23 protein-coding genes and 1 tRNA gene are annotated in these 23,808 nt (G+C 64.4%); 7 read left to right on the top strand and 17 right to left on the bottom strand.

Annotated elements, in window-relative coordinates:
- Complete coding sequence (locus tag ACYQOP_RS16145) at nucleotides 1-1,074, top strand: tartrate dehydrogenase (RefSeq protein ID WP_461223031.1); 1,074 nt, start codon at nucleotides 1-3, stop codon at nucleotides 1,072-1,074.
- Nucleotides 1,075-1,552: 478 nt separating this feature from the next.
- Here ACYQOP_RS16145 and ACYQOP_RS16140 read toward each other — a convergent pair.
- From ACYQOP_RS16140 to xseA, 13 genes are all read right to left on the bottom strand, one after another.
- Nucleotides 1,553-1,629, bottom strand: a tRNA-Met gene (locus tag ACYQOP_RS16140).
- A 116-nt stretch (nucleotides 1,630-1,745) separates the two neighbouring features.
- A complete protein-coding gene (gene trpB / locus ACYQOP_RS16135; protein WP_056433223.1) occupies nucleotides 1,746-2,987 on the bottom strand; it encodes a tryptophan synthase subunit beta in 1,242 nt (413 codons plus the stop codon).
- Between the two features lie 136 nt (nucleotides 2,988-3,123).
- The gene (locus tag ACYQOP_RS16130; protein ID WP_461223030.1) at nucleotides 3,124-3,768 is read right to left on the bottom strand and encodes a phosphoribosylanthranilate isomerase; all 645 of its coding nucleotides are present in this window, start codon (nucleotides 3,766-3,768) and stop codon (nucleotides 3,124-3,126) included.
- 15 nt (nucleotides 3,769-3,783) lie between these two features.
- A complete protein-coding gene (locus tag ACYQOP_RS16125) occupies nucleotides 3,784-4,155 on the bottom strand; it encodes a LapA family protein (protein ID WP_056433230.1) in 372 nt (123 codons plus the stop codon).
- Nucleotides 4,156-4,194: 39 nt separating this feature from the next.
- A complete protein-coding gene (locus tag ACYQOP_RS16120) occupies nucleotides 4,195-4,515 on the bottom strand; it encodes an integration host factor subunit beta (protein WP_056433233.1) in 321 nt (106 codons plus the stop codon).
- A gap of 78 nt (nucleotides 4,516-4,593) precedes the next feature.
- Nucleotides 4,594-5,574: a signal peptide peptidase SppA gene (gene sppA, locus ACYQOP_RS16115; protein ID WP_056433234.1), complete on the bottom strand. Its 981-nt coding sequence runs from the start codon at nucleotides 5,572-5,574 to the stop codon at nucleotides 4,594-4,596.
- Nucleotides 5,575-6,008: 434 nt separating this feature from the next.
- Complete coding sequence (mqo, locus tag ACYQOP_RS16110) at nucleotides 6,009-7,739, bottom strand: malate dehydrogenase (quinone) (RefSeq protein ID WP_461223029.1); 1,731 nt, start codon at nucleotides 7,737-7,739, stop codon at nucleotides 6,009-6,011.
- 696 nt (nucleotides 7,740-8,435) lie between these two features.
- Nucleotides 8,436-10,166 (bottom strand): 30S ribosomal protein S1, encoded by a 1,731-nt coding sequence (gene rpsA, locus ACYQOP_RS16105; RefSeq protein ID WP_056433243.1) that lies wholly within the window; start codon nucleotides 10,164-10,166, stop codon nucleotides 8,436-8,438.
- Nucleotides 10,167-10,449: 283 nt separating this feature from the next.
- Entirely contained in the window at nucleotides 10,450-10,902 is a 453-nt protein-coding gene (locus tag ACYQOP_RS16100) for a hypothetical protein (protein ID WP_244477971.1), read from the bottom strand.
- Nucleotides 10,903-11,184: 282 nt separating this feature from the next.
- Nucleotides 11,185-11,895, bottom strand: coding sequence for a DUF1013 domain-containing protein (locus ACYQOP_RS16095; protein WP_056433259.1), 711 nt, complete (start codon nucleotides 11,893-11,895; stop codon nucleotides 11,185-11,187).
- A gap of 269 nt (nucleotides 11,896-12,164) precedes the next feature.
- Nucleotides 12,165-13,109 carry a ribose-phosphate pyrophosphokinase gene (locus tag ACYQOP_RS16090; protein ID WP_019903469.1) on the bottom strand — a complete coding sequence of 315 codons (945 nt, stop codon included), beginning with the start codon at nucleotides 13,107-13,109 and terminating at the stop codon, nucleotides 12,165-12,167.
- 125 nt (nucleotides 13,110-13,234) lie between these two features.
- Nucleotides 13,235-13,462: a DUF4170 domain-containing protein gene (locus ACYQOP_RS16085; protein WP_056433705.1), complete on the bottom strand. Its 228-nt coding sequence runs from the start codon at nucleotides 13,460-13,462 to the stop codon at nucleotides 13,235-13,237.
- Nucleotides 13,463-13,733: 271 nt separating this feature from the next.
- On the bottom strand, nucleotides 13,734-15,359 hold the full coding sequence (xseA, locus tag ACYQOP_RS16080; RefSeq protein WP_461223028.1) for an exodeoxyribonuclease VII large subunit: 1,626 nt from the start codon (nucleotides 15,357-15,359) through the stop codon (nucleotides 13,734-13,736).
- A gap of 577 nt (nucleotides 15,360-15,936) precedes the next feature.
- Between xseA and purD the strand changes: the two genes are divergently transcribed.
- Nucleotides 15,937-17,220, top strand: coding sequence for a phosphoribosylamine--glycine ligase (gene purD / locus ACYQOP_RS16075; protein WP_461223027.1), 1,284 nt, complete (start codon nucleotides 15,937-15,939; stop codon nucleotides 17,218-17,220).
- Between the two features lie 84 nt (nucleotides 17,221-17,304).
- Entirely contained in the window at nucleotides 17,305-17,475 is a 171-nt protein-coding gene (locus ACYQOP_RS16070) for a hypothetical protein (protein ID WP_419953821.1), read from the top strand.
- 9 nt (nucleotides 17,476-17,484) lie between these two features.
- Here ACYQOP_RS16070 and ACYQOP_RS16065 read toward each other — a convergent pair whose 3' ends face one another.
- Together ACYQOP_RS16065 and otsB are read right to left on the bottom strand one after the other, a co-directional pair.
- Nucleotides 17,485-18,495 carry a glucokinase gene (locus tag ACYQOP_RS16065; RefSeq protein WP_461223026.1) on the bottom strand — a complete coding sequence of 337 codons (1,011 nt, stop codon included), beginning with the start codon at nucleotides 18,493-18,495 and terminating at the stop codon, nucleotides 17,485-17,487.
- A gap of 126 nt (nucleotides 18,496-18,621) precedes the next feature.
- Nucleotides 18,622-19,374 carry a trehalose-phosphatase gene (otsB, locus tag ACYQOP_RS16060; RefSeq protein WP_461223025.1) on the bottom strand — a complete coding sequence of 251 codons (753 nt, stop codon included), beginning with the start codon at nucleotides 19,372-19,374 and terminating at the stop codon, nucleotides 18,622-18,624.
- 235 nt (nucleotides 19,375-19,609) lie between these two features.
- Here otsB and ACYQOP_RS16055 point away from each other — a divergent pair, with 235 nt between their 5' ends.
- The 3 genes from ACYQOP_RS16055 to ACYQOP_RS16045 all read left to right on the top strand — a co-directional run bounded on the left by ACYQOP_RS16055 (nucleotide 19,610) and on the right by ACYQOP_RS16045 (nucleotide 22,270).
- Nucleotides 19,610-20,104, top strand: coding sequence for a DUF427 domain-containing protein (locus tag ACYQOP_RS16055; RefSeq protein WP_461223024.1), 495 nt, complete (start codon nucleotides 19,610-19,612; stop codon nucleotides 20,102-20,104).
- 183 nt (nucleotides 20,105-20,287) lie between these two features.
- Complete coding sequence (locus ACYQOP_RS16050; RefSeq protein WP_461223023.1) at nucleotides 20,288-21,529, top strand: serine hydrolase domain-containing protein; 1,242 nt, start codon at nucleotides 20,288-20,290, stop codon at nucleotides 21,527-21,529.
- Nucleotides 21,530-21,586: 57 nt separating this feature from the next.
- Entirely contained in the window at nucleotides 21,587-22,270 is a 684-nt protein-coding gene (locus tag ACYQOP_RS16045; protein WP_461223021.1) for an IS1595 family transposase, read from the top strand.
- A gap of 29 nt (nucleotides 22,271-22,299) precedes the next feature.
- Here the strand turns inward: ACYQOP_RS16045 and ACYQOP_RS16040 are convergent, their stop codons facing one another.
- Together ACYQOP_RS16040 and ACYQOP_RS16035 are read right to left on the bottom strand one after the other, a co-directional pair.
- Nucleotides 22,300-23,040 (bottom strand): P-loop NTPase family protein, encoded by a 741-nt coding sequence (locus tag ACYQOP_RS16040; protein ID WP_461223020.1) that lies wholly within the window; start codon nucleotides 23,038-23,040, stop codon nucleotides 22,300-22,302.
- Between the two features lie 39 nt (nucleotides 23,041-23,079).
- On the bottom strand, nucleotides 23,080-23,292 hold the full coding sequence (locus tag ACYQOP_RS16035) for a ParA family protein (protein WP_461223019.1): 213 nt from the start codon (nucleotides 23,290-23,292) through the stop codon (nucleotides 23,080-23,082).
- Nucleotides 23,293-23,607: 315 nt separating this feature from the next.
- On the opposite strand from ACYQOP_RS16035, the gene ACYQOP_RS16030 reads away from it, so the two are divergent.
- Nucleotides 23,608-23,802 (top strand): hypothetical protein, encoded by a 195-nt coding sequence (locus ACYQOP_RS16030; protein ID WP_461223018.1) that lies wholly within the window; start codon nucleotides 23,608-23,610, stop codon nucleotides 23,800-23,802.
- Nucleotides 23,803-23,808: the final 6 nt, after the last annotated feature.

Raw genomic sequence — 23,808 nt, 5'->3', positions numbered from 1 at the left:
ATGACATCACGCCACTATCGCATCGCCGTCATTCCGGGCGACGGGATCGGCAAGGAGGTCGTGCCGGAGGGCGTGCGCGTCCTCGAAAAGGCCGCCAAGCGCCACGGCTTCAGCCTCGAGTTCGATTGGTTCGACTTCGCCAGCTGCGATTATTACGAGCGGCACAACCGGATGATGCCGGAGGACTGGAAGGCGCAGATCGGCGGTCACGACGCGATCTTCTTCGGCGCGGTCGGCATGCCGGACAAGGTGCCCGATCACGTCTCGCTCTGGGGCTCGCTGATCCTGTTCCGGCGGGAATTCGACCAATACGCCAACCTGCGCCCCGTGCGTCTGATGCCGGGGGTGAAGAGCCCGCTCGCCGACCGCAAGCCCGGCGACATCGATTTCTGGGTGGTCCGCGAGAACACGGAGGGCGAATACTCGAATGCGGGCGGGCGCATGTTCGCCGGAACGGACCGCGAATTCGCCCTGCAGGAGACGATCATGACGCGCCACGGCGTCGACCGCATCCTGAAATTCGCCTTCGAGCTGGCCCAGAGCCGCCCGAAGAAGCACCTGACCTCGGCCACCAAGTCCAACGGCATCTCGATCACGATGCCTTACTGGGATGAGCGTGTGAAGGAGATGGCCAAGGCCTACCCGGACGTGGCCTGGGACCAGTACCATATCGACATCCTGACCGCGCATTTCGTGCTGAACCCGGACCGGTTCGACGTGGTCGTGGCCTCGAACCTGTTCGGCGACATCCTCTCCGACCTCGGACCGGCCTGCACGGGCACGATCGGCATCGCGCCCTCCGGCAACATCAATCCGGAGCGGCTCTTCCCCTCGGTGTTCGAGCCGGTGCACGGCTCGGCCCCCGACATCGCCGGCCAGGGCATCGCCAACCCCATCGGCCAGATCTGGTCCGGCTCGATGATGCTGGAACATCTCGGCGAGCCCGAGGCCGCCCGGGAGATCGTCACCGGTATCGAGCGCGTCCTTTCCGAGCGGACCTTGCGCACCCGCGATCTCGGCGGCAACGCCGATACCGAAGCCTGCGGCAGGGCGGTGGAAGAAGCCCTCGGATAAGGGCATCCGGCTGGAACGCCAGGACGCGGCCACCGACGCCGAAGGCCGCATACTCGATGAGACCGGCGTCGGATCTTCCGGCGCCGGTGCTTTCGTCGTCCGTTCCCGGCAAACAGCCGGTTGAAGTCCACCTGTGACTTCCATTCGGGCGACGACCGAGCGTCCGGTTCCCGCGATCAAGATCAATCTACACTAAGGTCGACCTAGCCCTCCGTACCGAACGAGGTCGTGGCTTCCCGATTGCGCCGATGAGTGGCGAGTGGGGACGAAGCGCCATTGGATCATCGCTGAGGAGCATCGCGAGCGAGACTGAGGATACCAGGCAGGGGCCACGCAAAAACTGCCCATCGATGCCGTCAGGTGAACACCACGTCCCGATTGTTCGCGCTGTCCGGCAGATCCCTCTCAGAGAACCAAAAAGCCCCGGACCAGAGGTCCAGGGCTCAAAGGCTAGGTCGATCTAACGACTAGGAATGATTGGTAGCGAGGGAGAGATTTGAACTCCCGACACAAGGATTATGATTCCTCTGCTCTAACCAACTGAGCTACCCCGCCACAACAAAGGAACCCGCGCGGTGCAGGCGCCCCTGAAGAGATCGGCGGTATAAAGAAATCCGCCTTCGGGTGTCAACGGGGAGTTTGCCACTTGCGAGCTCCCCGTTGCGGTTTTCTCAGAGGCGGGTTCCCAGGATTTCGGCCACCTGCGGGATGTCCTTGTCGCCACGGCCCGAGAGATTGAGCACCATCAGGTGTTCGGCCGGCTTCGTCGGCGCGATTTCGAACACCTTGGCGAGGGCGTGAGCCGGCTCCAGGGCCGGGATGATGCCCTCCAGCATCGAGCACAGCTTGAACGCTTCCAGCGTCTCGGAATCCGTCGCCGAGAGGTAGGTGACGCGCTTGGCCTCGTGCAGCCAAGCGTGTTCGGGGCCGATGCCGGGATAATCGAGGCCGGCGGAGATCGAGTGGGCGTCGGCGATCTGGCCGTCCTCGTTCTGAAGAAGGTAGGTTCGGTTGCCATGGAGCACGCCCGGCTTCCCGCCGGAGAGGGAGGCGGCGTGCAGGCCCGAGGAGATGCCGTGGCCGGCGGCCTCGACCCCGTAAATCTCCACCTCGCGGTCGTCGAGGAACGGGTGGAACAACCCCATGGCGTTGGAGCCGCCGCCGATACAGGCGATGAGTGAGTCGGGCAGTCGCCCTTCCATCTCCAGCATCTGCTCCTTCGTCTCCCGGCCAATGATCGACTGGAAGTCGCGCACCATCGCCGGATAGGGGTGCGGGCCGGCCACCGTGCCGATGCAGTAGAACGTATCTGCGACGTTGGTGACCCAGTCGCGCAACGCCTCGTTCATGGCGTCCTTGAGGGTCTTGGTGCCGGATTCCACCGGGATCACCTCGGCGCCGAGCATCTTCATGCGGAAGACGTTGGGCGCTTGGCGCGCTACGTCGACGGCGCCCATGTAGACGACGCATTTCAAACCGAACCGGGCGCAGAGGGTGGCGGTGGCGACCCCGTGCTGCCCGGCGCCCGTCTCGGCGATGATCCGGGGCTTGCCCATGCGGCGGGCCAGCATGATCTGGCCGAGCACGTTGTTCACCTTGTGCGAACCGGTATGGTTCAACTCCTCGCGCTTGAAGAAGACCTTGGCTCCGTGACCCGGGGCCGATGCCGCGCGCAGGTGCTCGGTCAGGCGCTCGGCATAGTAGAGCGGGCTCGGACGGCCGACATAATGGGTCAGATGGCCGTTCATCTCCTGCTGGAAGGACGGATCCGCCTTCGCTTCCGTATAGGCCTTCTCGAGATCGAGGATGAGCGGCATCAGCGTCTCGGCGACGAAGCGTCCGCCAAAGATGCCGAAGCGGCCGCGCTCGTCCGGTCCGTTGCGGAACGAGTTCGGAGAGGGGGCGATGGTCACGGTCAGTCGTCCTTCACGTCGTCGGCTGGCGGATCGCCGCCGGGCCTGTGCGTTCGGTATGGGGTTGCGCCAATGCCTAGACCCGTGCGGGGGGCGGCTACAATGCGGCGAACGCGTCGATTTGTGAAATCGGACGCTATTCGCCAGTCTGAACCGCCGCAATGAAGGCTCCGATGCGCTCGGAACTCTTTTCTCCCGGCCGGGTCTCGACCCCCGAAGAGACATCGACAGCGCGAAGGCCCGTCCGGCGGAGGGCCTCGGCAACATTGCCGGGAGCGAGGCCGCCGGACAGCATCGTCCCCGCCGGCAGGTCCAGCCCCGCGAGGATGTCCCAATCGAAGGCAATGCCGTTGCCGCCCGGCAGGGCCGCGTCGGGCGGAGGCTTCGCATCGAGGAGAATGCGGTCGGCCGCTTCATAGGCGAAGAGAACGTCGAGATCCGAACGCGTCGAGACGCCGAGCGCCTTCATCACGGGGCGATTGCTGTGGGCACGGATGGCCGCGACCCGCTCCGGGGTCTCATGGCCGTGGAGTTGGATCCAATCCGGATCGACGGCCCTCAGTGCCGCATCGATCAGAGCATCGTCGGGATCGACGAGAAGGATGACCCGCTCCGCCCTGCCCTTCGCCTGTTCCGACAGCCGACCCGCAGTCTCGAAGTCGACATGACGCGGGCTCTTCGCGAAATGCACGAGGCCGATCAGGTCAGCCCCTGCCAAGAGCGCTGCGTCGAGGGCCGCAGGGGTACTGAGCCCGCAGATCTTGACGCGGATCGACGACATGACTGCGCTTGGCCTCTAGCGCGGGGCTGGGAGCGCGACGCGGCCGTCCTGGCCGGGATAACGCTCGGCCGGCGTGGGCTCGCTGGCCGCGACGCGGGATTTCAGACGCTCGGTCTCGCCCTCCAGGCGACGGATCTCACGGCGGCGGGCGGCGCTCGTGCGCCGGGTGCCGGACTGGCCGAGCCAAGTGCCGATACCGCCGCAGAGAATGCCGATGGCGACAGAGGCGAAGATCAGGACGTAGAGCGGCAATGGCAGGCTGAAGGCCGGCGTGTCCGCCGTGAACGGATCGAAGGACAGGCGGACGACCTCCCGGTTCGCCACGGCCAGGGCCACGACCACGATCGCGACGGGAAGCAGCACCAAACCCTTGAAGAAGCGGATCATCGAGACACTCCGGTCGGTAGGACGAGGCTTTGCATGGGCTCAGGATTCCTCATTCTCGGAGGGCTCCTCTGCGCCGATGCCGGCCTCGTTGAGTCGCTGGCGCATCTCCTTGCCCGTCTTGAACACGGGGATGGCCTTCTCGGAGACGGCAACGGGCTCACCGGTGCGCGGGTTGCGCCCGCGGCGCGCATCACGACGCTTGACCGAGAAAGCGCCGAAGCCGCGCAACTCGACCCGGTCGCCGCGTGACAAGGCTTCCGCGATCGTGTCGAGGATCGCCTTCACGAGGGTTTCCACGTCACGCTGGTAGAGATGCGGGTTCTGCTCTGCGATCCTGAGCACGAGCTCCGACTTGATCATGCGGCGGTCTTCCCTGACTTCATGCGGTTCCGGCACCCCTGCGGACGTGATCCAGGCAGGGGTGATTCGGCGTCGCCCTCAAGGCGCATCGGTTGAGGCCGGACGCCAGAGAGCCAGCATTCCCCCTTGCGCGATGCTCGCCGTCTCGTCGCCGACCTGACGGAGGCGCGTCGCAAGACCGCCCATGCCAAGGAGATCGGCGCCCGTGCCGAGAGCCGACCAGAGTTTGAAGTCGCTCTCGGATTTGGGCTTCCAATCACGGATGGGCAGGCCCTTGGCGACGTTGCGCTCCGCCTCGAGCCAAGTCACCGCCTGACGCTCGCCGCCGACGCTATCCACCAGCTTCAACGGAACGCTCTGGCGGCCGCTGAAGACGCGCCCGTCGGAAACGGTCGCCAGTTCCTTCTCGGAGAGTTTGCGCCGCTCGGAGACGAGGCCTTTGAACCAAGCGTAGGTGTCGCCCACAACGGAGGCCAGGGCGGCCCGTGCCTCGGGCGAGGTCGGGGTGAAGCCGGATGGCTCGGCCTTCAGGGGCGACGACTTCACCGACTCGACCTTGACGCCGACCTTGTCGAGCAGGCCGGACAGATCGGGATATTGGAACAGCACGCCGATGGATCCGACCAGGGCGGTTTCCCGAGCGACGATATGATCGGCCGCGATGGCGGCGATATAGGCGCCAGAGGCCGCCGTGCCATCGACGAAGGCGACCATCGGCTTCTTCTCGGACAGCGAGCGCAGGTTGCGGTAGAGTTCCTCAGAGCCGGTGGTTGTGCCGCCCGGCGAGGAGATCGAGACGATGACGCCCTGCACCGCGCTGGCATCGCGGACGCGCTCGATCAGCTTGGTCGTCGATTCGCTGCCGGCGATGAAGCCACCGATGGAAATTCGCGCGATCTGTGGTTTCACGGCTGGGAAGCCGAACCCGTCATTGCCCCGGACCCGGTAGCCCACCGCACCGACGGCGACGATCAACCCGCCGATTCCCACGACGCGCCAAAGGGAGAGCTTGCGGCGCAGGCGCCGACGATCGATCAGAAGTTCGGCGTCTGCAGCCATGCGATCGTCCCGTTCCCTTAACGTTTCCGCCCGTTTCGGCCGGTTCTTCGCTCATGGGCAAGGAGGCGTGCATCCATGGTGCACCCCTCCGCCCGTCAAGACTTGTTTCACACCCGCCGGTGGTTTGCACCAAACCTTTGGGAGCTCACACGTCCTTCCGCCGGAAGGTCGCCGAAGCCCGGGGGGACGCGAAAGCAGGGCCGTGTTCTAGCGCTCCCTTCTGCGGACCGGCAAGAGCACTCGTTGGCCGGACGCGCGGCGTCAGGACACTGCCTCGAGGGATACGGGGCCCGATGGGTGGTATTAGGATCGGTAGAAGCGGAGGCGTCGTGCCGGCGCGGCGACGGGTTGTCGCTTCGATCGTTCAACCCAAGCAAAATCCTCCGATGGCGAACGGGCGACATCGGAGGATTTCAGCGCTTGGCTTCGCTCGTTCAGGGAGCGAGGTCGTGGACCGGCTTCGTCGTGGTGGTAGGGTTGCTGTTGAGGACGGTGTTGCTGACCGGCGTCTGCTTCAGTGCCTCGACGTCGATCTGCGGAGGAGACGGCAGCTGCAACTGCTCGCTCGTATAGGCCCAGGCCTGCGCGACCCGTTCCGGATCGTCGTTCAGCTTCAATCCGTAGCTCGGGACGATCTGCCGAAGCTTCGACTGCCATTCAGGGGTCGAAACCTTCGAGGCGAACACCTTCTCCAGCACCTTCAGCATGATCGGAGCGGCCGTGGACGCGCCCGGGGAGGCGCCGAGCAGCGCCGCGATGCTGCCGTCCTTCGCGCTGACGATCTCCGTGCCGAGTTTCAGAACGCCACCCTTGTCCTTGTCGCGCTTGATGATCTGCACGCGCTGGCCCGCCTGCCACAGGCGCCATTCTTCCTTCTTGGCCTTGGGGAAATACTCACGCAGGGCGGCGATGCGGTCATCGTCCGAGAGCATCAGCTGACCGGCCAGATACTCCACCAACGGATATTCATCCACGCCCACGCGAACCATCGGCCAGACGTTGCTGGTGGTCGTCGAGGAGAGGAGGTCGAAATAGGAGCCTTCCTTCAGGAACTTGGTGGAGAAGGTCGCGAAGGGACCGAACAGCAGGACGCGCTTGCCGTCGAGGACGCGCGTGTCCAGATGCGGAACGGACATCGGCGGCGAGCCGACCGAGGCCTTGCCGTAGGCCTTCGCCAGATGCTGCGTCGTCACATCGGGATTCTCATTGACGAGGAACGAGCCGCCGACGGGGAAGCCCGCGTAATCCTCGCCTTCCGGAATGCCGGATTTCTGCAGGAGATGTAGGGATCCGCCGCCCGCGCCGATGAACACGAACTTGGCGTCGGAACTCTGCTCGGACCCGTCCTTGAGGTTCCGCGAGACCACGCGCCAGGAGCCGTCGGGGTTCTTGTCGATGGTCCGGACCTCGCTCGAGGCCTGCAGGTCGAAATTCGGCTGGCTCTGCAGGTGGGCGACGAACTGGCGGGTGATCTCGCCGAACTCCACGTCGGTGCCCAAAGAGGTCCAGGTGGCTGCGATTTTCTGCTTGGGATCGCGGCCCTCCATCATGAGGGGAACCCATTTCCGGATCTGCTCGGGATCGGTCGAATAGTCCATGCCGGCGAAGAGGGGGCTCGCCTTGAGCGCGGCATGGCGCTTCTTGAGAAACGCGATGTTCTCGTCGCCCCATACGAAGCTCATATGTGGGGTGTAGTTGATGAAGGAGCGCGGGTTCTTCAGGACGCCGTTGCGAACCTGCCACGCCAGGAACTGGCGGGTGACCTGGAAGGCCTCGTTGATCTCGACGGCCTTGGCGATCTCGATCTGCCCATCTTTCTTCTCGGGCGTGTAGTTGAGCTCCGCCAGGGCGGAATGACCCGTGCCGGCGTTGTTCCAGCCGTTGGAGCTCTCCTTCGCCACGCCATCGAGACGCTCGATCATCTGGATCGACCAGTTGGGTTCGAGTTCGCGCAGCCAGACGCCGAGGGTGGCGCTCATGATGCCGCCGCCGATCAGAAGGACATCAACCTTCTTTGCCGGAGGGGCAGCGAGGACCAGGGAGCCGGGCATTGCCACGGCCGCCATTCCGGTCAGGGCCGTGCCAAGAATCTGCCTGCGGTTCAGGGCAGGCGTGGTGGAGGAAGCGCCGTTGGACGGGCTCGTATCGTTATTATCGGCGCTCATCGCCATACCTCGTTCTGCAGAACACGTCCGGAGGACCCTCATCGGACGTCTGTCCGTCCAGGGCATCGGATCGAGAGGATCGGAGGAGCGCTTCTTCCCATGGGCATTCTTGCCCGGTGTGCTGGCTTGACCAGTCTGCCGGATCGATGCCTCGCTGACCCTGGTCGGTAAAGGGATCTGCGATAGTCTTCCAGCTATTATTTATCAGTCTCGTCGAACGTTTCGGTGTTCCGATTTTCTCTCTGGAACACTTATAGAACAGGTGTCGATGCGACGTCATGAGGTGGGGCTATATGTCCAAGGCCCGAAGAGGTCTGCATCATGGCGAGCCGGCACGAGCTTATGGCCGACCACCGCCGATGAAACGTGAGTGCTGTTTTCAGCTGATTAAAGTGCGACCCGAATGTCATACGTGGCTGCCACTGCAGACGAGTGTCCGGCACCGGCTATGTCTCGAAAAGTGGCGTGTGCAGTTCGAGCCGTTTCTTCGGTCGCCCGGTTCCTAGCCGATGGGCCGGCGGTCAACAATCTGCCGGATGCCGCAATCCGTTCAAACGTCGCGTTTTGAAACCGTCCTGTGATGAGGTCTCGTACCGAGACACGAAAACGCCCGCGCGAGAGACGATCCCGCGCGGGCGTTCCGAGACATGGCGTCCAGCTCTAACGAGCTGGACGCCATTCGTATCTGCGCGGGGCTTAGTCCTGCGCGTCGTCCTTGTCGTCGCTGGTGCGGGCCTTCTTGAAGGCAGCACCGAGGATCTCGCCGAGGGAGGCGCCGGAATCGGCCGAGCCGAACTGGGCCATGGCCTCCTTCTCCTCGGCCATTTCCAGGGCCTTGATCGAAAGCTGGACCCGACGCGCCTTGCGATCGAACTGGATCACGCGGGCATCGAACTTCTCGCCGGCGGCGAAACGCTCGGGACGCTGGTCACCACGATCGCGGGCGAGTTCTGCCCGGCGGATGAAGGTGGAGAGGTCGGTGTCGACGATCTTAACTTCGACCCCCGAATCCTTCACTTCCACCACTTCGCAGGTCACGATCTGACCCTTCTTGAGTTCGCCGGCTTCCGTGAAGGGGTCGCCGCCGAGCTGCTTCACGCCGAGCGAGATGCGCTCCTTCTCGACATCGACGTCAAGAACCTGGGCGCGCAGCATGTCGCCCTTCTTGAACTCTTCGATGACCTGCTCGCCGGGGCGGTTCCAGTCGAGATCCGACAGGTGAACCATGCCGTCGACGTCGCCGTCGAGACCAATGAACAGACCGAACTCGGTCTTGTTCTTGACCTCGCCCTCGACCTCGGAGCCGACCGGATGCTGCTCGGCAAAGGCCTCCCAGGGGTTCTGGAGGGTCTGCTTGAGGCCGAGCGAGATGCGGCGCTTGACCGGATCGACCTCGAGGATCTGCACTTCCACTTCCTGCGAGGTAGAGACGATCTTGCCCGGATGGACGTTCTTCTTCGTCCAGGACATCTCGGAGACGTGGATCAGGCCTTCGATGCCCGGCTCCAGCTCCACGAAGGCACCGTAATCGGTGATGTTGGTGACACGGCCCTTGAGCTTGGCGTCGACCGGGTAGCGCTGGGCGATACCCTCCCACGGATCGGCGAGCAGCTGCTTGATGCCGAGCGAGATGCGGTGGGTCTCGTGGTTGATCTTGATGATCTTGACCTTGACCGTCTGGCCGATGGTCACGACCTCGGACGGGTGGTTCACACGACGCCATGCCATGTCGGTGACGTGGAGCAGGCCGTCGATGCCGCCGAGGTCGACGAACGCGCCGTACTCGGTGATGTTCTTGACGACGCCGTCGATGACCTGGCCTTCTTCAAGGTTGGCCACGAGCTCGGAGCGCTGCTCGGCGCGGCTCTCTTCGAGGACGGTGCGGCGCGACACGACGATGTTGCCGCGGCGGCGATCCATCTTGAGGATCTGGAACGGCTGCGGGGTGCCAAGGAGGGGCGTGACGTCGCGCACGGGACGGATATCGACCTGCGAGCGCGGCAGGAAGGCCACGGCGCCATCGAGATCGACGGTGTAGCCGCCCTTGACCTGATTGAAGATCGCGCCCGTGACGCGCTCATTGGCCTCGAAGGCCTTCTCGAGCTTGACCCAGCTCTCCTCGCGGCGTGCCTTATCGCGCGAGATGACGGCCTCGCCGAGGGCGTTCTCGATGCGGTCGACATAGACCTCGACCTCATCGCCGACGGCAAGTTCGCCTTCGCGGCCGGGGCCGTTGAATTCCTTGAGGGCGACACGGCCTTCCGTCTTGGCGCCGATGTCGATGACGGCCACGTCCTTTTCGATCGCGACGACGCGACCCTTGACGACGGACCCTTCGGTGATCTCGTGCTCGAGGAAGCTCTCCTCGAGGAGAGCCGCGAAGTCGTCGCGGCTCGGGCTACGCTGCAGGGCGTTACCAGCGGTCATTCTGTCTCCTGACAGGCCTCTCGTGCGAGGCCGGCGTCGGCGGTTCGTGTGACGGGGCACCCTCGGCGATCACCGCCCGCGGCCCCTGATGGGATCCGACAGGCTCACCCCCCGTAGGAGGGCCAACGCAATATGAAGCGATGGTCGAGGGCCATTCTCCAACGGGCCGGTGACGGGACGAGACGCCCGCGCGCAGTCGAATCCGATTGGAGGACGGCGCTCCCATACCTGATCTCGTGCGTTTCGGCAACATAACGCTTCGGATCGTTCGTGGGTGGGGCGATCAGGTGAGCATCCAGCGAGGCGTCTCGGCGTGGCGCAGCCAGATCGCCGAAGCGATCGAGAGTGCCTCGAGTGGAAGAACCACATCGCCCCGGCCCTTATCCCAGAGTTCGATGCCGGAAAATCCAACCTTGCGGATCGTAAGCCAAGCGCCGAACGGGAATGTCGCGTCGGTCCCCTCGCCAGGGCCGAAACATTCCTCGAAGGCGAGCGGATCAATCATCATCTGATCGTATTTCCGCAGATGCTCGGCCATCGAAACCTTGGATCGGAACAGGATGCGATCCCGGCTATACGACGAAAAACACGGCTCATATTCCGTCAGCGTCATCGAGAGCTTGCCGCCGATGCGTAAGTAGGGCGGGTTTGGGCCAGTCTCGTCGAAATTCAGCGGGCTCCAGCCCTCCTCGCTCATCAACGACTCCGCCAGGGTCACAGGCTCCGACGCTGCCATGCGCGAGACAACATCCCCGGTCGCCGCGTCAGGGAGTGATCCTGTCACCAGGATGTCTGGTCCGAATCCGTGGCTGCCCGGCTGGTGCTCCGCCACATCGTGTCCTGTCTCGCGAGAGGCCATTATCCGCCCCGAAAAAGTGTCCCCGTGGATCGAGGAAGATCAATATTACTCATTTTCTTATGGTTGGCGATCATGCGGTGCACCAACACGAAGAAGGGCGCTGCAACAGCAGCGCCCTTGGGATGATTCGAATGGATTGTGGTGTCGTCGAGGTAACGATTATTCCTCGTCGTCATCCTCAGTGTTGCGCATGCCCTTGAGTTTGGCGAAGACCGAATCCGCGTTGAGCTTCTCGTCGCGCTCGTTGCGATGATGCTCGTCCGCCTCTTCGTAGCTGCCTGCGGTGGACACCTCTGTGGGCAACAGGGTCGCGCCGGCATCGGTCGGCAGAACGGCCGGTCGGTCCTTGGCGGCGCGCTGAACCTCGAAATCGAGATCAATCTGCGTGCAGAGACCAAGGGTCACCGGGTCCATCGGCTGCAGCGAGCTCGAATTCCAGTGGGTGCGCTCACGGATCTGCTGGATCGTCGATTTGGTGGTGCCGACGAGGCGGATGACCTGCGCATCCTTCAACTCCGGGTGGTTGCGGAGCAGCCAGAGGATGGCGTTCGGCCGGTCCTGGCGCCGTGACAGAGGGGTGTAGCGCGGACCCTTGGTGGTGCGCTTGACCTCCGGCAACTTCACCTTCGAGACGGCAACCTTCAGCTTGTAATTAGGAGATTTCTGCGCTTTCTCGATCTCGTCGCGGGTAAGCTGACCCGTGGTGATCGGGTCGAGGCCCTTGATCCCGGCAGCGACTTCGCCGTCGGCAATACCCTTCACTTCGAGCGGGTGAAGCTTGCAGAAATCGGCGATCTGCTCGAAGGCGAGCGAGGTATTCTCGACCAGCCAGACGGCGGTCGCCTTCGGCATTAGCGGACCTTGGGACATGCTCTGTGGCTCCGACGTTAGCGGGGAACGGGCGGCGCCGGGCATCGGTCCGTAGGCTCCGGATGAATCGATCCGGAAGTCCCGTCTCACGCTCTCAAAAGGGGATCAGCGTATATAGGCGGCGGCAGAAGAGCGCGCAATTGCCTTCGCGTCCGGTCATCGCCGACGGAGGACCCGCGCGACGCGAGGTCCATGAGATTTTGGCATCGAGCGCCGTAACTTGGGCAGCGGACGATGATCGATGCCGTATCGGCCAGGCATCAGGCCAATCAGACGAACAAGCTCGACACACTCGATTCTGTCGCGGTCCGACCGATGGCCTCGCCGAGCAGCGGCGCGATGGTGGCCACGCGAATATTGCGGGCGAGCTTGACCGCCTGTGTCGGCTGGATCGAATCGGTAATCACCAACTCTTTCATCCGCGAAGCCGCGATGCGGGAGACGGCGCCGCCCGAGAGCACCCCGTGGGTGATGTAGGCTGACACATCCTTGGCGCCGGCGTTCAGTAGGGCTTCTGCGGCGTTCACGAGCGTACCGCCGGAATCGACGATGTCGTCGACGAGGATGCACGAACGGCCCTCGACCTCGCCGATGATGTTCATCACTTCCGATTCACCGGGGCGCTCGCGGCGTTTGTCGACAATGGCCAGTGTCGCGTCGATGCGCTTGGCGATGGCGCGGGCGCGGACCACACCACCGACATCGGGCGAGACCACCATCCATTCCTTCGGGTCGAGACGCTCCTTGATGTCGCGCACGATCACCGGCGCGGCGAAGAGATTGTCGGTGGGGATGTCGAAGAAGCCTTGGATCTGGCCTGCATGGAGGTCCAGTGTCATCACGCGGTCGGCGCCGGCTTCGGTGATGAGGTTGGCGACAAGCTTAGCCGAAATCGGCGTGCGGCCGGAGGTGCGACGGTCCTGTCGGGCATAGCCGAAATAGGGGATCACCGCCGTGATGCGCCGCGCCGAGGAGCGCCGCGCCGCATCGATCATGATGAGCAGCTCCATCAAGTGGTCATTGGCGGGGAACGAGGTCGATTGAACGATGAAGACGTCCTCGCCGCGGACATTCTCCTGAAGCTCGACGAAGATTTCCATGTCCGCGAAGCGACGGACCATGCATTTGGCCAGGGGAAGCTCGAGATAGGCGGAGATCGCCTCCGCAAGCGGACGGCTGGCATTTCCAGCGATGATCTTGATCGAGGACTTCATGCCGCCGTCTTCATCTCACATTTTCCAGCCGCGCCAGATACCGGCCTATCGGCGCGGCACCCATTACAACCCCCGCCCCGGCGTCACAATGCCTTCACTTATGATTGGGGGATGCCCTGCACAGATCATGGCTCCAGCAGGCGATGGAGATGGACGATGAAATAGCGCGTCTGAGCGCTGTCGACGGTGGCCTGTGCCTTCGATTTCCAGGCGCTCTGCGCGGAGGCATAGTCCGGAAAGATTCCGACGATGTCGAGCCCCTTCACGTCACGGAAGTTGACGCCGTCGAGGTTCTCGAGCTCGCCACCGAAAACGAGGTGTAGCTTCTGTCCGCTGTCGATCGTGGTGGTCATCGTCTCTCCTTGGCAAGCCTGCGCAGGGCCGATACCGGCGGTGCCGAGGTCGTGTTTCGACGCGCCGCCATGCATTTCAACCGTCTCTCAGGAAAATCCCGTCGGTAGCGGCTTTGCTCCCCAGCGGCGGGACTTCAGCGGATGCCTTTAGCGGTGTTCTCGATGGCTTGCGAGCCACGGCGGGCCAAGACGCATCGCTCGCGCCAAGGTTCACGGCCATGCCATGCGTCTGCGGCAGGACTTGTTCGACAGGACCCACGGCGTGATCGGGTCACAGCTCGAACAGGGATTGCTGCGGCGGTGTTTCCACCGTTTTCCGCGACTGTCGCTTGCGCTTCGGAGGCTCTGCTCCTCCCGGCGTCGGAGCATCCGAAGCCTCCGTCCGGGCGAGGAGCGTGCCGTCGGCGAATTCGAGGCTCAGGCGCTGCCCCGGCATCGCCGATGCGGCGGCGCGGATCGGCGCTCCCTCCTCGTCGCGCACGAGGGCAAAACCTCGCGCAAGAACCGCGCGATAGCTCAACGACCCAAGGAGCGATGCGAAACTGGCGAGCCGGTCGGCTCGCCGCTCGAGCAGGCGACGGGCTGCCTGTCCCAGGCGAGCGTCGAGCGCGCCGAGCCGCTCCTTTCGGCGAACGGCCTCCGAGCGAGCACGCACGAGAGTTTGCTCGCGGGCGACCACGAGGCGGCGACCGAGATAGGCTAGGGCCTCTCCTTTGCGCGCCGCGTAGTTCCGCAGGGCCGAATGGGGACGATCGGCCACCAGGGCGAGCCGACCACGCGCCTGGGTCAGGCGCAATTCTGGCGGATGACGCCCGAGCCTGTCGAGCAGGCGGCCGAAACGAACCCGGTAATCGCGTGCATTGCCAGCGAGCGCCGGCATGAGCCGGGCCTCAGCAAGGTCGAGGCGTTGGCGTTTTGCCGACAGGAACGCATCCGCGCCCGGCATGGCGCGGAGAAGCGCGCGCAGGTCTGAACCCTCACGGTCGAGCCTGCGCTGGACGGCTTCGCGTTGACGATGACCAAGGTCGCGGATCTCGGCGATGAGATCCGCGCGCACGGGAACGGCCATCTCGGCGGCTCCGGTGGGAGTCGGCGCACGTCGGTCCGAGACGAAATCGATGAGGGTGGTATCGGTCTCGTGGCCTACCGCCGAGATCAGAGGAATGGCGCTTTCCGCGGCGGCACGGACCACGATTTCCTCATTGAACGCCCAGAGATCTTCGATCGAGCCGCCACCTCTGGCGACGATGAGCACGTCCGGCCGTGGGATGGCGCCGTGCGGGAGAAGCGCGTTGAAGCCGCGGATGGCGGTCGCGATTTCCTCGGCCGCGCCCTCCCCCTGGACGCGTACGGGCCAGACGAGGACCGGCCTCCGAAAGCGGTCTTCCAGCCGGTGGAGGATGTCCCGAATGACGGCACCGGTGGGAGAGGTCACGACCCCGACGACCCGGGGTAGGTAGGGAATCGCGCGCTTGCGCTCGGCCGCGAACAGCCCCTCCGCCGAGAGGACACGCTTGCGCTCCTCCAGCAAGGCCATCCAGGCACCGATCCCCGCCGGCTCGAGGGTCTCGACGACGATCTGGTAGGAGGACTTACCGGCGAAGGTGGTGATGCGGCCGGTGGCGACCACCTCCAAGCCTTCCTGCGGCCGTTGGCGCAGGCGGTTGAAAGTCCCCTTCCACACCACCGCGTCGATCCTGGCGGTCCCGTCCTTCAGCGAGAAATAGGCGTGGCCCGAGCCATGCTGGCCGCGATAGCCGGAAATCTCGCCGCGCAGCCGGACATGACCGAACGCGTCCTCGAGCGTTCGCTTCAGGGCCAAGGCGAGATCCCCCACCGACCATTCGGGAGCATTGGAGATCGGCGGAGACGCTGATGGAGGAGGAACGAGGGCCATGTCGCGGCGGACGCTAGGCTCGGCACGGACGCGGGTAAACCCCGGAGCGAGCAGGCAGCGTCAGAAGATCAGGGCCAGGAGTAGGATGCCCGACAGAACCGGTGCGACACCAATAGCCACGGCCCAAGGCCAAAACGCCGGAATATGGGATGGGCGATTGTCATTGGCGGCCTTGACGGTGACGCGACCGCTTTGAAGAAACTGCGACAAACGCACTCCCGACCCCGGCGTCGGGGCCATTGGCGGGGAAGCGGAGTGGCGACATCCTGGCATGACGATATTCAACTCGGGGAGAGCCGGCATCGTTCCTCCGATTATCATCGATCATATGCGGTTGGGGAATGAATTTCGTGCGTGCCAAGCATCCTCGAAATCACGGGAATCCGCGACCGGGACCGTGGCCGGGACTTTCCATCCCCTGCTTTTCGGGGGAAACGCCATGCCGGGATGCTTAGGGGGCGGCGCTGCGAGGCCGGGACAATGCTATGGTGGAGAGCCATTCGGCGCATTGTGCAGGCTCTTGTCCATACCGGTTCGGCATCTCGCCATGCCTTCCGTGTCCTTCGAAGCGTGACTTATGAACATCCTCCTCATCGGCTCCGGCGGACGCGAACATGCGCTGGCTTATGCGATCGCCAAAAGTCCGCTTTGCACTCGTCTGTTCACGGCTCCGGGCAATCCGGGGACGGCGGAATATGGCGAGAACCGTCCCGATCTCGCTGTCGCCGATCATGAGGCGGTGAAGAAGTTCTGCGAGACCGCCGGGATCGGCCTCGTGGTGGTCGGGCCGGAAGCGCCGCTGGTTGCGGGCTTAGTCGACGATCTCCAGGCGGCCGGTATCCGTGCCTTCGGACCCACCAAGGCCGCGGCGCAGCTCGAAGGCTCGAAGGGATTCACCAAGGATCTGTGCACGGAACGCGGCATCCCCACCGCCGCCTTCGCCCGGTTCACCGATCAGGACGCCGCCCTCGCCTATCTGGCGAAGTCCGGTGCGCCCATCGTGGTGAAGGCCGATGGGCTCGCCGCCGGCAAGGGCGTCGTGGTGGCGGAGACCTTGGATCAGGCGGAGAACGCTGTCCGCTCCATGCTTGGCGAACCGGGTGGTGAGATCGTCATCGAGGAGTGCCTGTTCGGCGAGGAGGCGAGCTTCTTTGCCCTCTGCGACGGGACGAACGCCGTGCCGATCGGAACGGCGCAGGACCATAAGCGCGTCTTCGACGGGGATCGCGGCCCGAATACCGGCGGCATGGGCGCCTATTCCCCGGCCACTATCCTGACGCCCGCCCTCGAACGGGAGGTGATGGAGACGATCATCGCCCCGACCCTGGCGGGAATGCGCGAGCGCGGGACGCCCTTCACCGGCATCCTCTATGCCGGGCTGATGCTGACGGCCGATGGCCCTAAGCTCATCGAGTACAACACCCGCTTCGGCGACCCCGAGGCGCAGGTGCTGATGCCCCGTCTCGCCTCCGATCTGGTCCCAGCCCTGCTCGCCGCCTGCGAGGGCGACGTCACCGGCATCGCGCTGCAGTTCGACGCTCATCGCGCGGCCCTGACCGTCGTGATGGCGGCAGCCGGCTACCCCGGCGCGGTGATGCGCGGTTCGACGATCCGGGGGATCGCCGAAGCCAGCGCCAACAACGCGGTCATCGTGTTCCAGGCCGGCACGCGAGCGGAGAATGGCCATATCGTCGCCGATGGCGGCCGGGTATTGGCGGTGACGGCCACCGGCGACAGCATGATGGAGGCCCAGGCCCGCGCCTATGCGGCGGTGTCGCGGATCGACTGGCCCGAGGGCTTCTGCCGCCGGGACATCGGTCGGCGGGCCGTGGCCCGCGAAGTGGCGGGGGATGGCATCTGACGAAGCCGCGCCCTTGAAATTCCGGGCGCTCGCTCATCTTGCACGGTGACGGCCGGTATCGCGCCGGCGCGGAGGAATCGACCGATGGGCTACGTCTCGAAGACCGTGATGGAAGAGGGCAAGGCCGCCAAGATCGCCGGCCAGGCGGATGCGTCCAACCCCTACCCCGCCGGATCGCAGAACAGCGCCGACTGGCTCGAAGGCTACACCTACGACGAGGCGGAGCAGAACGTCGACAACGAGTCGGACGAGTAGCCGCCCGGATCAGTCCTTGGTCCAGACCTGCCCGTGATACACGAACACCTCGGGCCGGTTGGCCAGGGCGGCGAGACCGGAAAAGGCCGGATCCTGGACGGAAATCACGCTGGTGGGGATCGCCTCCATCTGCGTGACGAAGGGCGGCTTATGCTCGAAAGACCGTCGGAAACCGCCCTCCTCCAGGACGGGCAGGATCCGCGGGGTGATGCCGCCGCCGATATAAACGCCGCCCGTAGCGAGGAAGGTCAGGGCGAGGTCGCCGCAGACTCGGCCGAGCAGCTTGGCGAACAGGGCGACGGCCTCGGCCGCATGAGGATCGCTGCCGTCGACACCTCTATTCGTGACCATGGCGGGCTCGGCATCCGCCGCCTCTTGGCCGGTGCGGGCGAGATGGATGGCCTTGTAGAGCCGTGCGAGGCCGGGTCCCGAGAGCAGCGCCTCCACCGTCACCCGCCCCTCGATACGCTCCACATGCCGCCAGATCTCTTCCTCGGCCGCATCTGTGGGGCCGAAATCGACGTGGCCAGCCTCGGTGGAGACGATGGCGAGACGGTCCGCGTAGGGGATGACGGCCGCCGCGCCGAAGCCGGTGCCGGGGCCGAGGACGAGTCTCGTCCCCTGGTCGCCCTTCAGCCCACCATCACGATAGGGGCCGACCGGCGTCAGGTCGGTGGGGGCGATATCCACGGCGCCGGCGGCGACGGGGACGTAATCGTTGACGACCACCGCGCGCGAGAGGCCGAAATCCCGGCCGATCCGCGCGCCTTCGATGACCCAGTTCGCATTGGTGAGACGGACGGCGGGGCCATCGATCCGGGCGGCGACCGCCAGGATCGTCGAGCGCGGCGCCGGTCCGTCATACTTTTCGAGAACGGACCGGATCGCGGCGCTCGGGTCGGGGAAGGCGTTGGTCGGGACATGGCCGACGATCTCCGCCCCGGCGCCCGCCTCCGGCACGAGTGCGAAGCGGGCATTGGTGCCGCCGATATCGCCGACGAGGACCGGGAACTCGAACATGCGTGCGGTTGTCCTTCGCGCTGGAATCCGGGATTTCACATCTCGCCCCCCCTCGATGCGGGTGAGGGGCGTCACGGTCTGGTCTGCGGCACCGGCCCCGATGCGGGATCGCGGCCGGTCGCGCCCTCAGGCGGGCGGCAGGGCGTCGGGGTCGATCGGCGCGCCGTAGGCCCAGGCATAGATCAGCGCGCGCACGGCATCGGGATCGGTGAGGCGCCGCGTGGCGATGGTGTCGCTGCCACCGATGCGGACGCTCACCCCACCCTCCTCGTTCACCACGGCGAAGGCCTTCTCGTCGGTGAGGTCGTCGCCCAGAAACATCGCGCGGCGGCCGGCATAGGGCGGCGCCTCGGACAGGGCGCGGATGGCATGGCCCTTGGTCGCGGAAGCCGGGACGATCTCACCGACCGCCTTGCCCAGCTGCAGCCGATAGGCGTCACCGAGATCGGCCGCGGCCGCCTTCACGGCCTCCTCCGCCTGCGCGGCATCGGTGGGCGTGGCGAGGCGCCAATGCACCGCGACGGAGGCTCCCTTGTCCTCGATCAGCACGGATTCGAGGTCGCGCACGGCGTCCTTGAGCCCCGTGATGCGGGCGCGCAGGGCAGGATGATCCTCGGCACTGCCTCCCGACACCACCCCGTCGACCCGCCGCTCGACCCCGTGAAGCCCGGCGACATCGAACCTGGCGGGCGAAAGGAAGTCGTCGATCACCGCGATGGGGCGGCCGGTGACGATGGCGAGCGCCCCGCCGAGCCGGTCCCGCAGGCGCAGGAGCGCGGGCGCGAGCTCCGGGGGCACCACCACCTGGTCGGGTCGGGGAGCAATCTCCACGAGGGTGCCGTCGAAATCAAGAAAGAGGGCGAAATCCGTCACAGGCATTGTCCCAGGGTGTCTGGCTCGGGATGGCCGGCTCACCGAGACGGCCGATCCATCGGAGCGGCCGAATTTCTATCATCCGCGTCGCGAGCCGGGCTAGCATGGCCCGCGCCACGCGCAAACGCCGCGTCTCGAATATCGCCTGCGTGCCGGCCCCCATCGCGAAAACGGTCTCCCGTTTCCGGAAGGGTGTTCTCCCGGTAACCCATTGATACGCCTTCGAAGTTGGATGATTCCGATGCACCCCACCCCCCTGCCCTTCGGCCCCGGCCAGGAAAGCGTGTGGAATTATCCGCGCCCGCCGCGGCTGGAGCGCGTGGCCCGGCGCCTGCGCGTGGTGTTCGCCGGTGCGACCGTCGCCGACACGGTGGCAGGGTACCGCGTGCTGGAGACCAGCCATCCGCCGACCTATTACCTGCCCCCCGGCGATGTGGCCGATGGCGTGCTCGGGCCGCCCATCATGGCGGGGATCTGCGAATGGAAGGGCCGCGCCGTCCTCCACGATGTCCTGGCCGGCGGCCATCGGGCGCCGGGCGCGGCCTGGTCCTACCCGGAACCCACACCGGATTTCACGGCCATTGCCGGCTTCGTCGCCTATTATGCCGGGGCGATGGAGGCCTGTTTCGTCGGCGACGTGAAGGCCGAGCCGCAGCCCGGCGGCTTCTATGGCGGCTGGATCACGCCGGAGGTCGTCGGCCCGTTCAAGGGCGGACCGGGCAGCATGGGCTGGTGAGTGCCACGTCCCGCGCTTTCCATGCGTTACGCGACGGCCCTTCGATGCGCCATGCGACGGCCCTTCGGCGTTTGACCGACAGCCGGCAAATACCGGTACCCATGGCGCCGAACGATGCTCTAAACGCCGGACCCAGGTTCGACGAGACGGCCGCGCGAGGGCGGTGAAGATGGAGAAGCGCGCATGCAGGACACCCCGGTACAGGACTTGCCCGTAACCGACCCGAAGGCCCTCGGTCTCTGCCCCGAGCGGCTCGAGCGGGTCGATGGCTGGATGCGCAGGCTGGTGGCCGAGGGCAAGCTCGCCGGCCTCTCGGTGATGCTGTCGCGGCGCGGGGAGACCGCCTTCTTCCGTGCCCATGGCCTGGCCGACATCGCGCGGGCGACGCCGTTTGCCGCCGATACGATCACCCGAATCTACTCGATGACGAAGCCGCTGACCTCGGTGGCGGTGATGATGCTCTACGAGGAAGGGCGCTTCCAGCTCGACGACCCGATCACCCGCTTCCTGCCCGAATTTACCGACATGCGGGTTTTCACCGGCGGCAACCGGGTGAAGGCCGAGACCGTGCCGGCCCAGCGCCCGATCACCATCCGCGACTGCCTCACCCATACGGCGGGCTTCACCTACGGCTTCATGGAGGCGACCCTCGTCGACGCGCTCTACCGGCAGAACGGCGTCGATTTCGGCGAGAACCAGGATGCGAGCCTCGCCGAGGTGGTCGCCCGGCTGGCGCGGCAGCCCCTCCTCGCCCAGCCCGGCGCGGAATGGAACTACAGTGTCGCCACCGACCTCCTCGGCCACCTCGTCGCGGTGGTCTCGGGACAGGATTTCGGCGATTTCCTGAAGACCAGGGTGATCGACCCGCTCGGCATGGTCGACACGGATTTCTACGTGCCCGCCGACAAGGTCTCCCGGCTGGCGGCCAATTACAGCCTGTTCCGCGACCGCAGCCTCAAGCTCTACGACGATGCCGTGGGAAGCCGCTTTTCCGCCAAGCCCGCGATCGCCTCCGGCGGGGGCGGCCTCGTCTCGACCGCGTCGGACTATATGCGCTTCTGCCGCTTCATCCTCGGGCGCGGCACCCTCGATGGCGTGCGGCTCCTGGGCCGCAAGACGGTGGAGCTGATGCTGATGAACCATCTGGGCGGCGACCTCGCCTCGATGGGCCAGCCGCGCTTCTCGGAATCCTCCTATACGGGAATCGGCTTCGGGCTCGGCTTCTCGGTCATGCTCGATCCGGCGCGGGCGCAGATCGTCGGCACCCCCGGCGAGGTCGCCTGGGGCGGCTTGGCCAGCACCTCGTTCTGGATCGACCCGGCCGAAGACCTCGCCGTGGTGATGCTGGCCCAGCTCATCCCGTCCTCGGCCCTGCCGATCAGACGGGAATTGCGGGTGCTGACCTACGCCGCCTTGGTGGAGTGACGGGGCTTTAAGCGAAGCCTCGCCCCGGACCTGAGATCCGGGGCGAGGCGAGCCGGCATGAGCCGGCGTGACGATGGAACCGGCAGCAGGCCACTTGGCGTCTCCTACAAGCGCGCCTTCGTCTTCCCTCACAAACTCCGCAAGGCCATGGCCGTGGAGTTGAAGGGCCGCGTCGTCGGCGGTGTGGGCAAGACGGTCGAGGTGGATGACGGGTGCTTGGGCAGCTACATCAAGCCCGCCATTCACAAGGCGAACCGCGTCGACCGGCACCTTGCCAGAAACCAGAACGGCAAGCGTGAGTGCGTCGTGATCGTCCGCGAGCGCGGCGGCAACTCTGTCCCCGCCGTGTTCCGTACCGAAGGCGCGGCCCTCAGTTTCATCAAGGCCCGCGTCGCCAAGGGCACCGTCATTCAGGCCGACGAGGCCGCTTCATGGGACGCGCTTCACGCTCATTGCGAGGTCAAGCGCATGAATCACCGCGACGCCTACAGTGATGACGGTGCCTGTACGGACATGGACGAGGAATATTTCTCCCACCTCCGTCGCGCCGAGCAGGGCCACCATCACCATATCGCTGGTGTCTATCTCCTCCGCTACGCCCAGGAGGCCTCATGGCGCGAGGATCGCCGCCGCGAGGCGAAGGGCACTCAGTACGAGCGGATCGCCGGGCTGGCGATGAAGCGCGGTCCATCCGTGGAATTCTGCGGCTACCGGCAGCGGCATAGAAGTGTCGCCGCCTGAATAGATTGGTCTAAAGTTATAATCCAATCTTAAATAGCTCTACTCGATATAATAGAGTCAAGTCCAGCAAAGTCAGTTCTTGCTCCATCAACTGTTATGTAATGCCCTGGATTTACAAATCCTCTCAGTTTACCGATTGCAACTCCATGCTTTTGAGCCTCGGGAGCTAAGCTATGATAGTGCTTGATTTCGCCAAGCTTGTTGCCGCCAGAAGGAACTAGAGTGTGATCAAAAGACATAAGCTCTGATACAACTCGTTCTCTGACGCGTGCTTCAATTTTTGTCTCCCAATCAGCGTGAGGTATTGCAGCGCTTCTGCCACGATTGACTTTATATGCTGATGTTACATATCCTAAATACTTAGGGCGCCCCATCGGGAGTCTGCGTCTATCGGCAGTAGTAGCAAGTTCTCGGACGGTTTTCCATTCATCCATCCACTTTTTCATAGCACGGCCAACTGTAGATAGCGCGCGAAGAGAAAATAGATCTGCGCATACAGGCGTTATGAAGTAGTCGCAATCGAGTAAAATAGCTCTGTTTAATGCTCCAATGTTTGGCCCAACATCATAGAGACAATAATCGGCGCCAACTCTTGCCGCAGTGCTGTTTACCAATGATGCAAGAGCAGTTGTGACATCGTAGCCGCGTGTCCTGCGAGCAAAACAATCTGTCCAGGCGGAAGGAAGCGCTTCTTCATATTCAGAAAGCAAAACATCGCCTGGCAGCAGATGAATATTTCTTCCAGGTATTTGAATTGTAGGAATATTCACTACCCCACCGCGGCCATCTACGACTGGCTTGATCGCAGACTAAATTGTTGCCTCAGACCCCTCGTCGTCGGACTCGCCAAGTAGTCGCTCAAGACTGTCCTCTTCGACGTAGAATGAAGTAACATTGCATTGAGGGTCCGCATCGGCGATAATCACGGTCTTGCCGAGATCTGACAGTGCGTCAGCAATATTAATTGTCAGCGTCGTTTTTCCGACGCCGCCCTTGTGGTTGAAAAGGGCAATCTTTTTCATAGCGGACTCCGACCAAGCGTTTGCTCAGACCTACCACTCCGCAAGGTGGCTCAGGAAGTTATATCTGACGGAAATTAGCCCCGCACCACCCTTTCAAATCGCATTCAATCACCGCTTCCCTGACATTCCCGGCCTGCTTGCTCTTCCACAAACAGGCTCCGACCCGCTTCCGAATTATCTGCGCGACCTTGCGGTCGTCCTTGTTGAGTCCGCGTCCGGTCATGACGTGGTCCGAGATCTCTCTGGACGTAAGCGGCCCGTCAGCGACGCGGAGCGCCCCCAGGACGAACCGCATCATCTCACTTGGAAAGGCGCGTGAAGCGGCGGGTACTGACGGTTCCTTATCTCTCCCACCTCCGCCGTGGGGTCGAAGATGCGGATAATGCTGTCTATGGCGTCCGGCGCCGTGACGAGCATCCGAAGCTCGCCCTGAGTGTGTCGGATCTGTCCGGCGATCTCGGCCTGCTTGCGGACGAGGCCGCTCAGCACATGTTCGTTTTCCAGGCCTGAGATTTG

The sequence above is a fragment of the Methylobacterium sp. CM6247 genome (assembly GCF_054817925.1).
Note: the sequence above shows the minus strand (reverse complement) of the source record. Positions and strands in the feature narration are given on the sequence as shown.

Excerpts from the sequence above, each read along its gene's own strand:
- ACYQOP_RS16145 (WP_461223031.1), top strand. The coding sequence starts at position 1 with ATGACATCACGCCACTATCGCATCGCCGTCATTCCGGGCGACGGGATC.
- ACYQOP_RS16130 (WP_461223030.1), bottom strand. The coding sequence starts at position 3,768 with ATGTCGTCGATCCGCGTCAAGATCTGCGGGCTCAGTACCCCTGCGGCC.
- ACYQOP_RS16125 (WP_056433230.1), bottom strand. The coding sequence starts at position 4,155 with ATGATCCGCTTCTTCAAGGGTTTGGTGCTGCTTCCCGTCGCGATCGTG.
- ACYQOP_RS16120 (WP_056433233.1), bottom strand. The coding sequence starts at position 4,515 with ATGATCAAGTCGGAGCTCGTGCTCAGGATCGCAGAGCAGAACCCGCAT.
- sppA (WP_056433234.1), bottom strand. The coding sequence starts at position 5,574 with ATGGCTGCAGACGCCGAACTTCTGATCGATCGTCGGCGCCTGCGCCGC.
- mqo (WP_461223029.1), bottom strand. The coding sequence starts at position 7,739 with ATGAGCGCCGATAATAACGATACGAGCCCGTCCAACGGCGCTTCCTCC.
- rpsA (WP_056433243.1), bottom strand. The coding sequence starts at position 10,166 with ATGACCGCTGGTAACGCCCTGCAGCGTAGCCCGAGCCGCGACGACTTC.
- ACYQOP_RS16100 (WP_244477971.1), bottom strand. The coding sequence starts at position 10,902 with ATGGCAGCGTCGGAGCCTGTGACCCTGGCGGAGTCGTTGATGAGCGAG.
- ACYQOP_RS16095 (WP_056433259.1), bottom strand. The coding sequence starts at position 11,895 with ATGTCCCAAGGTCCGCTAATGCCGAAGGCGACCGCCGTCTGGCTGGTC.
- ACYQOP_RS16090 (WP_019903469.1), bottom strand. The coding sequence starts at position 13,109 with ATGAAGTCCTCGATCAAGATCATCGCTGGAAATGCCAGCCGTCCGCTT.
- ACYQOP_RS16085 (WP_056433705.1), bottom strand. The coding sequence starts at position 13,462 with ATGACCACCACGATCGACAGCGGACAGAAGCTACACCTCGTTTTCGGT.
- xseA (WP_461223028.1), bottom strand. The coding sequence starts at position 15,359 with ATGGCCCTCGTTCCTCCTCCATCAGCGTCTCCGCCGATCTCCAATGCT.
- purD (WP_461223027.1), top strand. The coding sequence starts at position 15,937 with ATGAACATCCTCCTCATCGGCTCCGGCGGACGCGAACATGCGCTGGCT.
- ACYQOP_RS16070 (WP_419953821.1), top strand. The coding sequence starts at position 17,305 with ATGGGCTACGTCTCGAAGACCGTGATGGAAGAGGGCAAGGCCGCCAAG.
- ACYQOP_RS16065 (WP_461223026.1), bottom strand. The coding sequence starts at position 18,495 with ATGTTCGAGTTCCCGGTCCTCGTCGGCGATATCGGCGGCACCAATGCC.
- otsB (WP_461223025.1), bottom strand. The coding sequence starts at position 19,374 with ATGCCTGTGACGGATTTCGCCCTCTTTCTTGATTTCGACGGCACCCTC.
- ACYQOP_RS16055 (WP_461223024.1), top strand. The coding sequence starts at position 19,610 with ATGCACCCCACCCCCCTGCCCTTCGGCCCCGGCCAGGAAAGCGTGTGG.
- ACYQOP_RS16050 (WP_461223023.1), top strand. The coding sequence starts at position 20,288 with ATGCAGGACACCCCGGTACAGGACTTGCCCGTAACCGACCCGAAGGCC.
- ACYQOP_RS16045 (WP_461223021.1), top strand. The coding sequence starts at position 21,587 with ATGAGCCGGCGTGACGATGGAACCGGCAGCAGGCCACTTGGCGTCTCC.
- ACYQOP_RS16035 (WP_461223019.1), bottom strand. The coding sequence starts at position 23,292 with ATGAAAAAGATTGCCCTTTTCAACCACAAGGGCGGCGTCGGAAAAACG.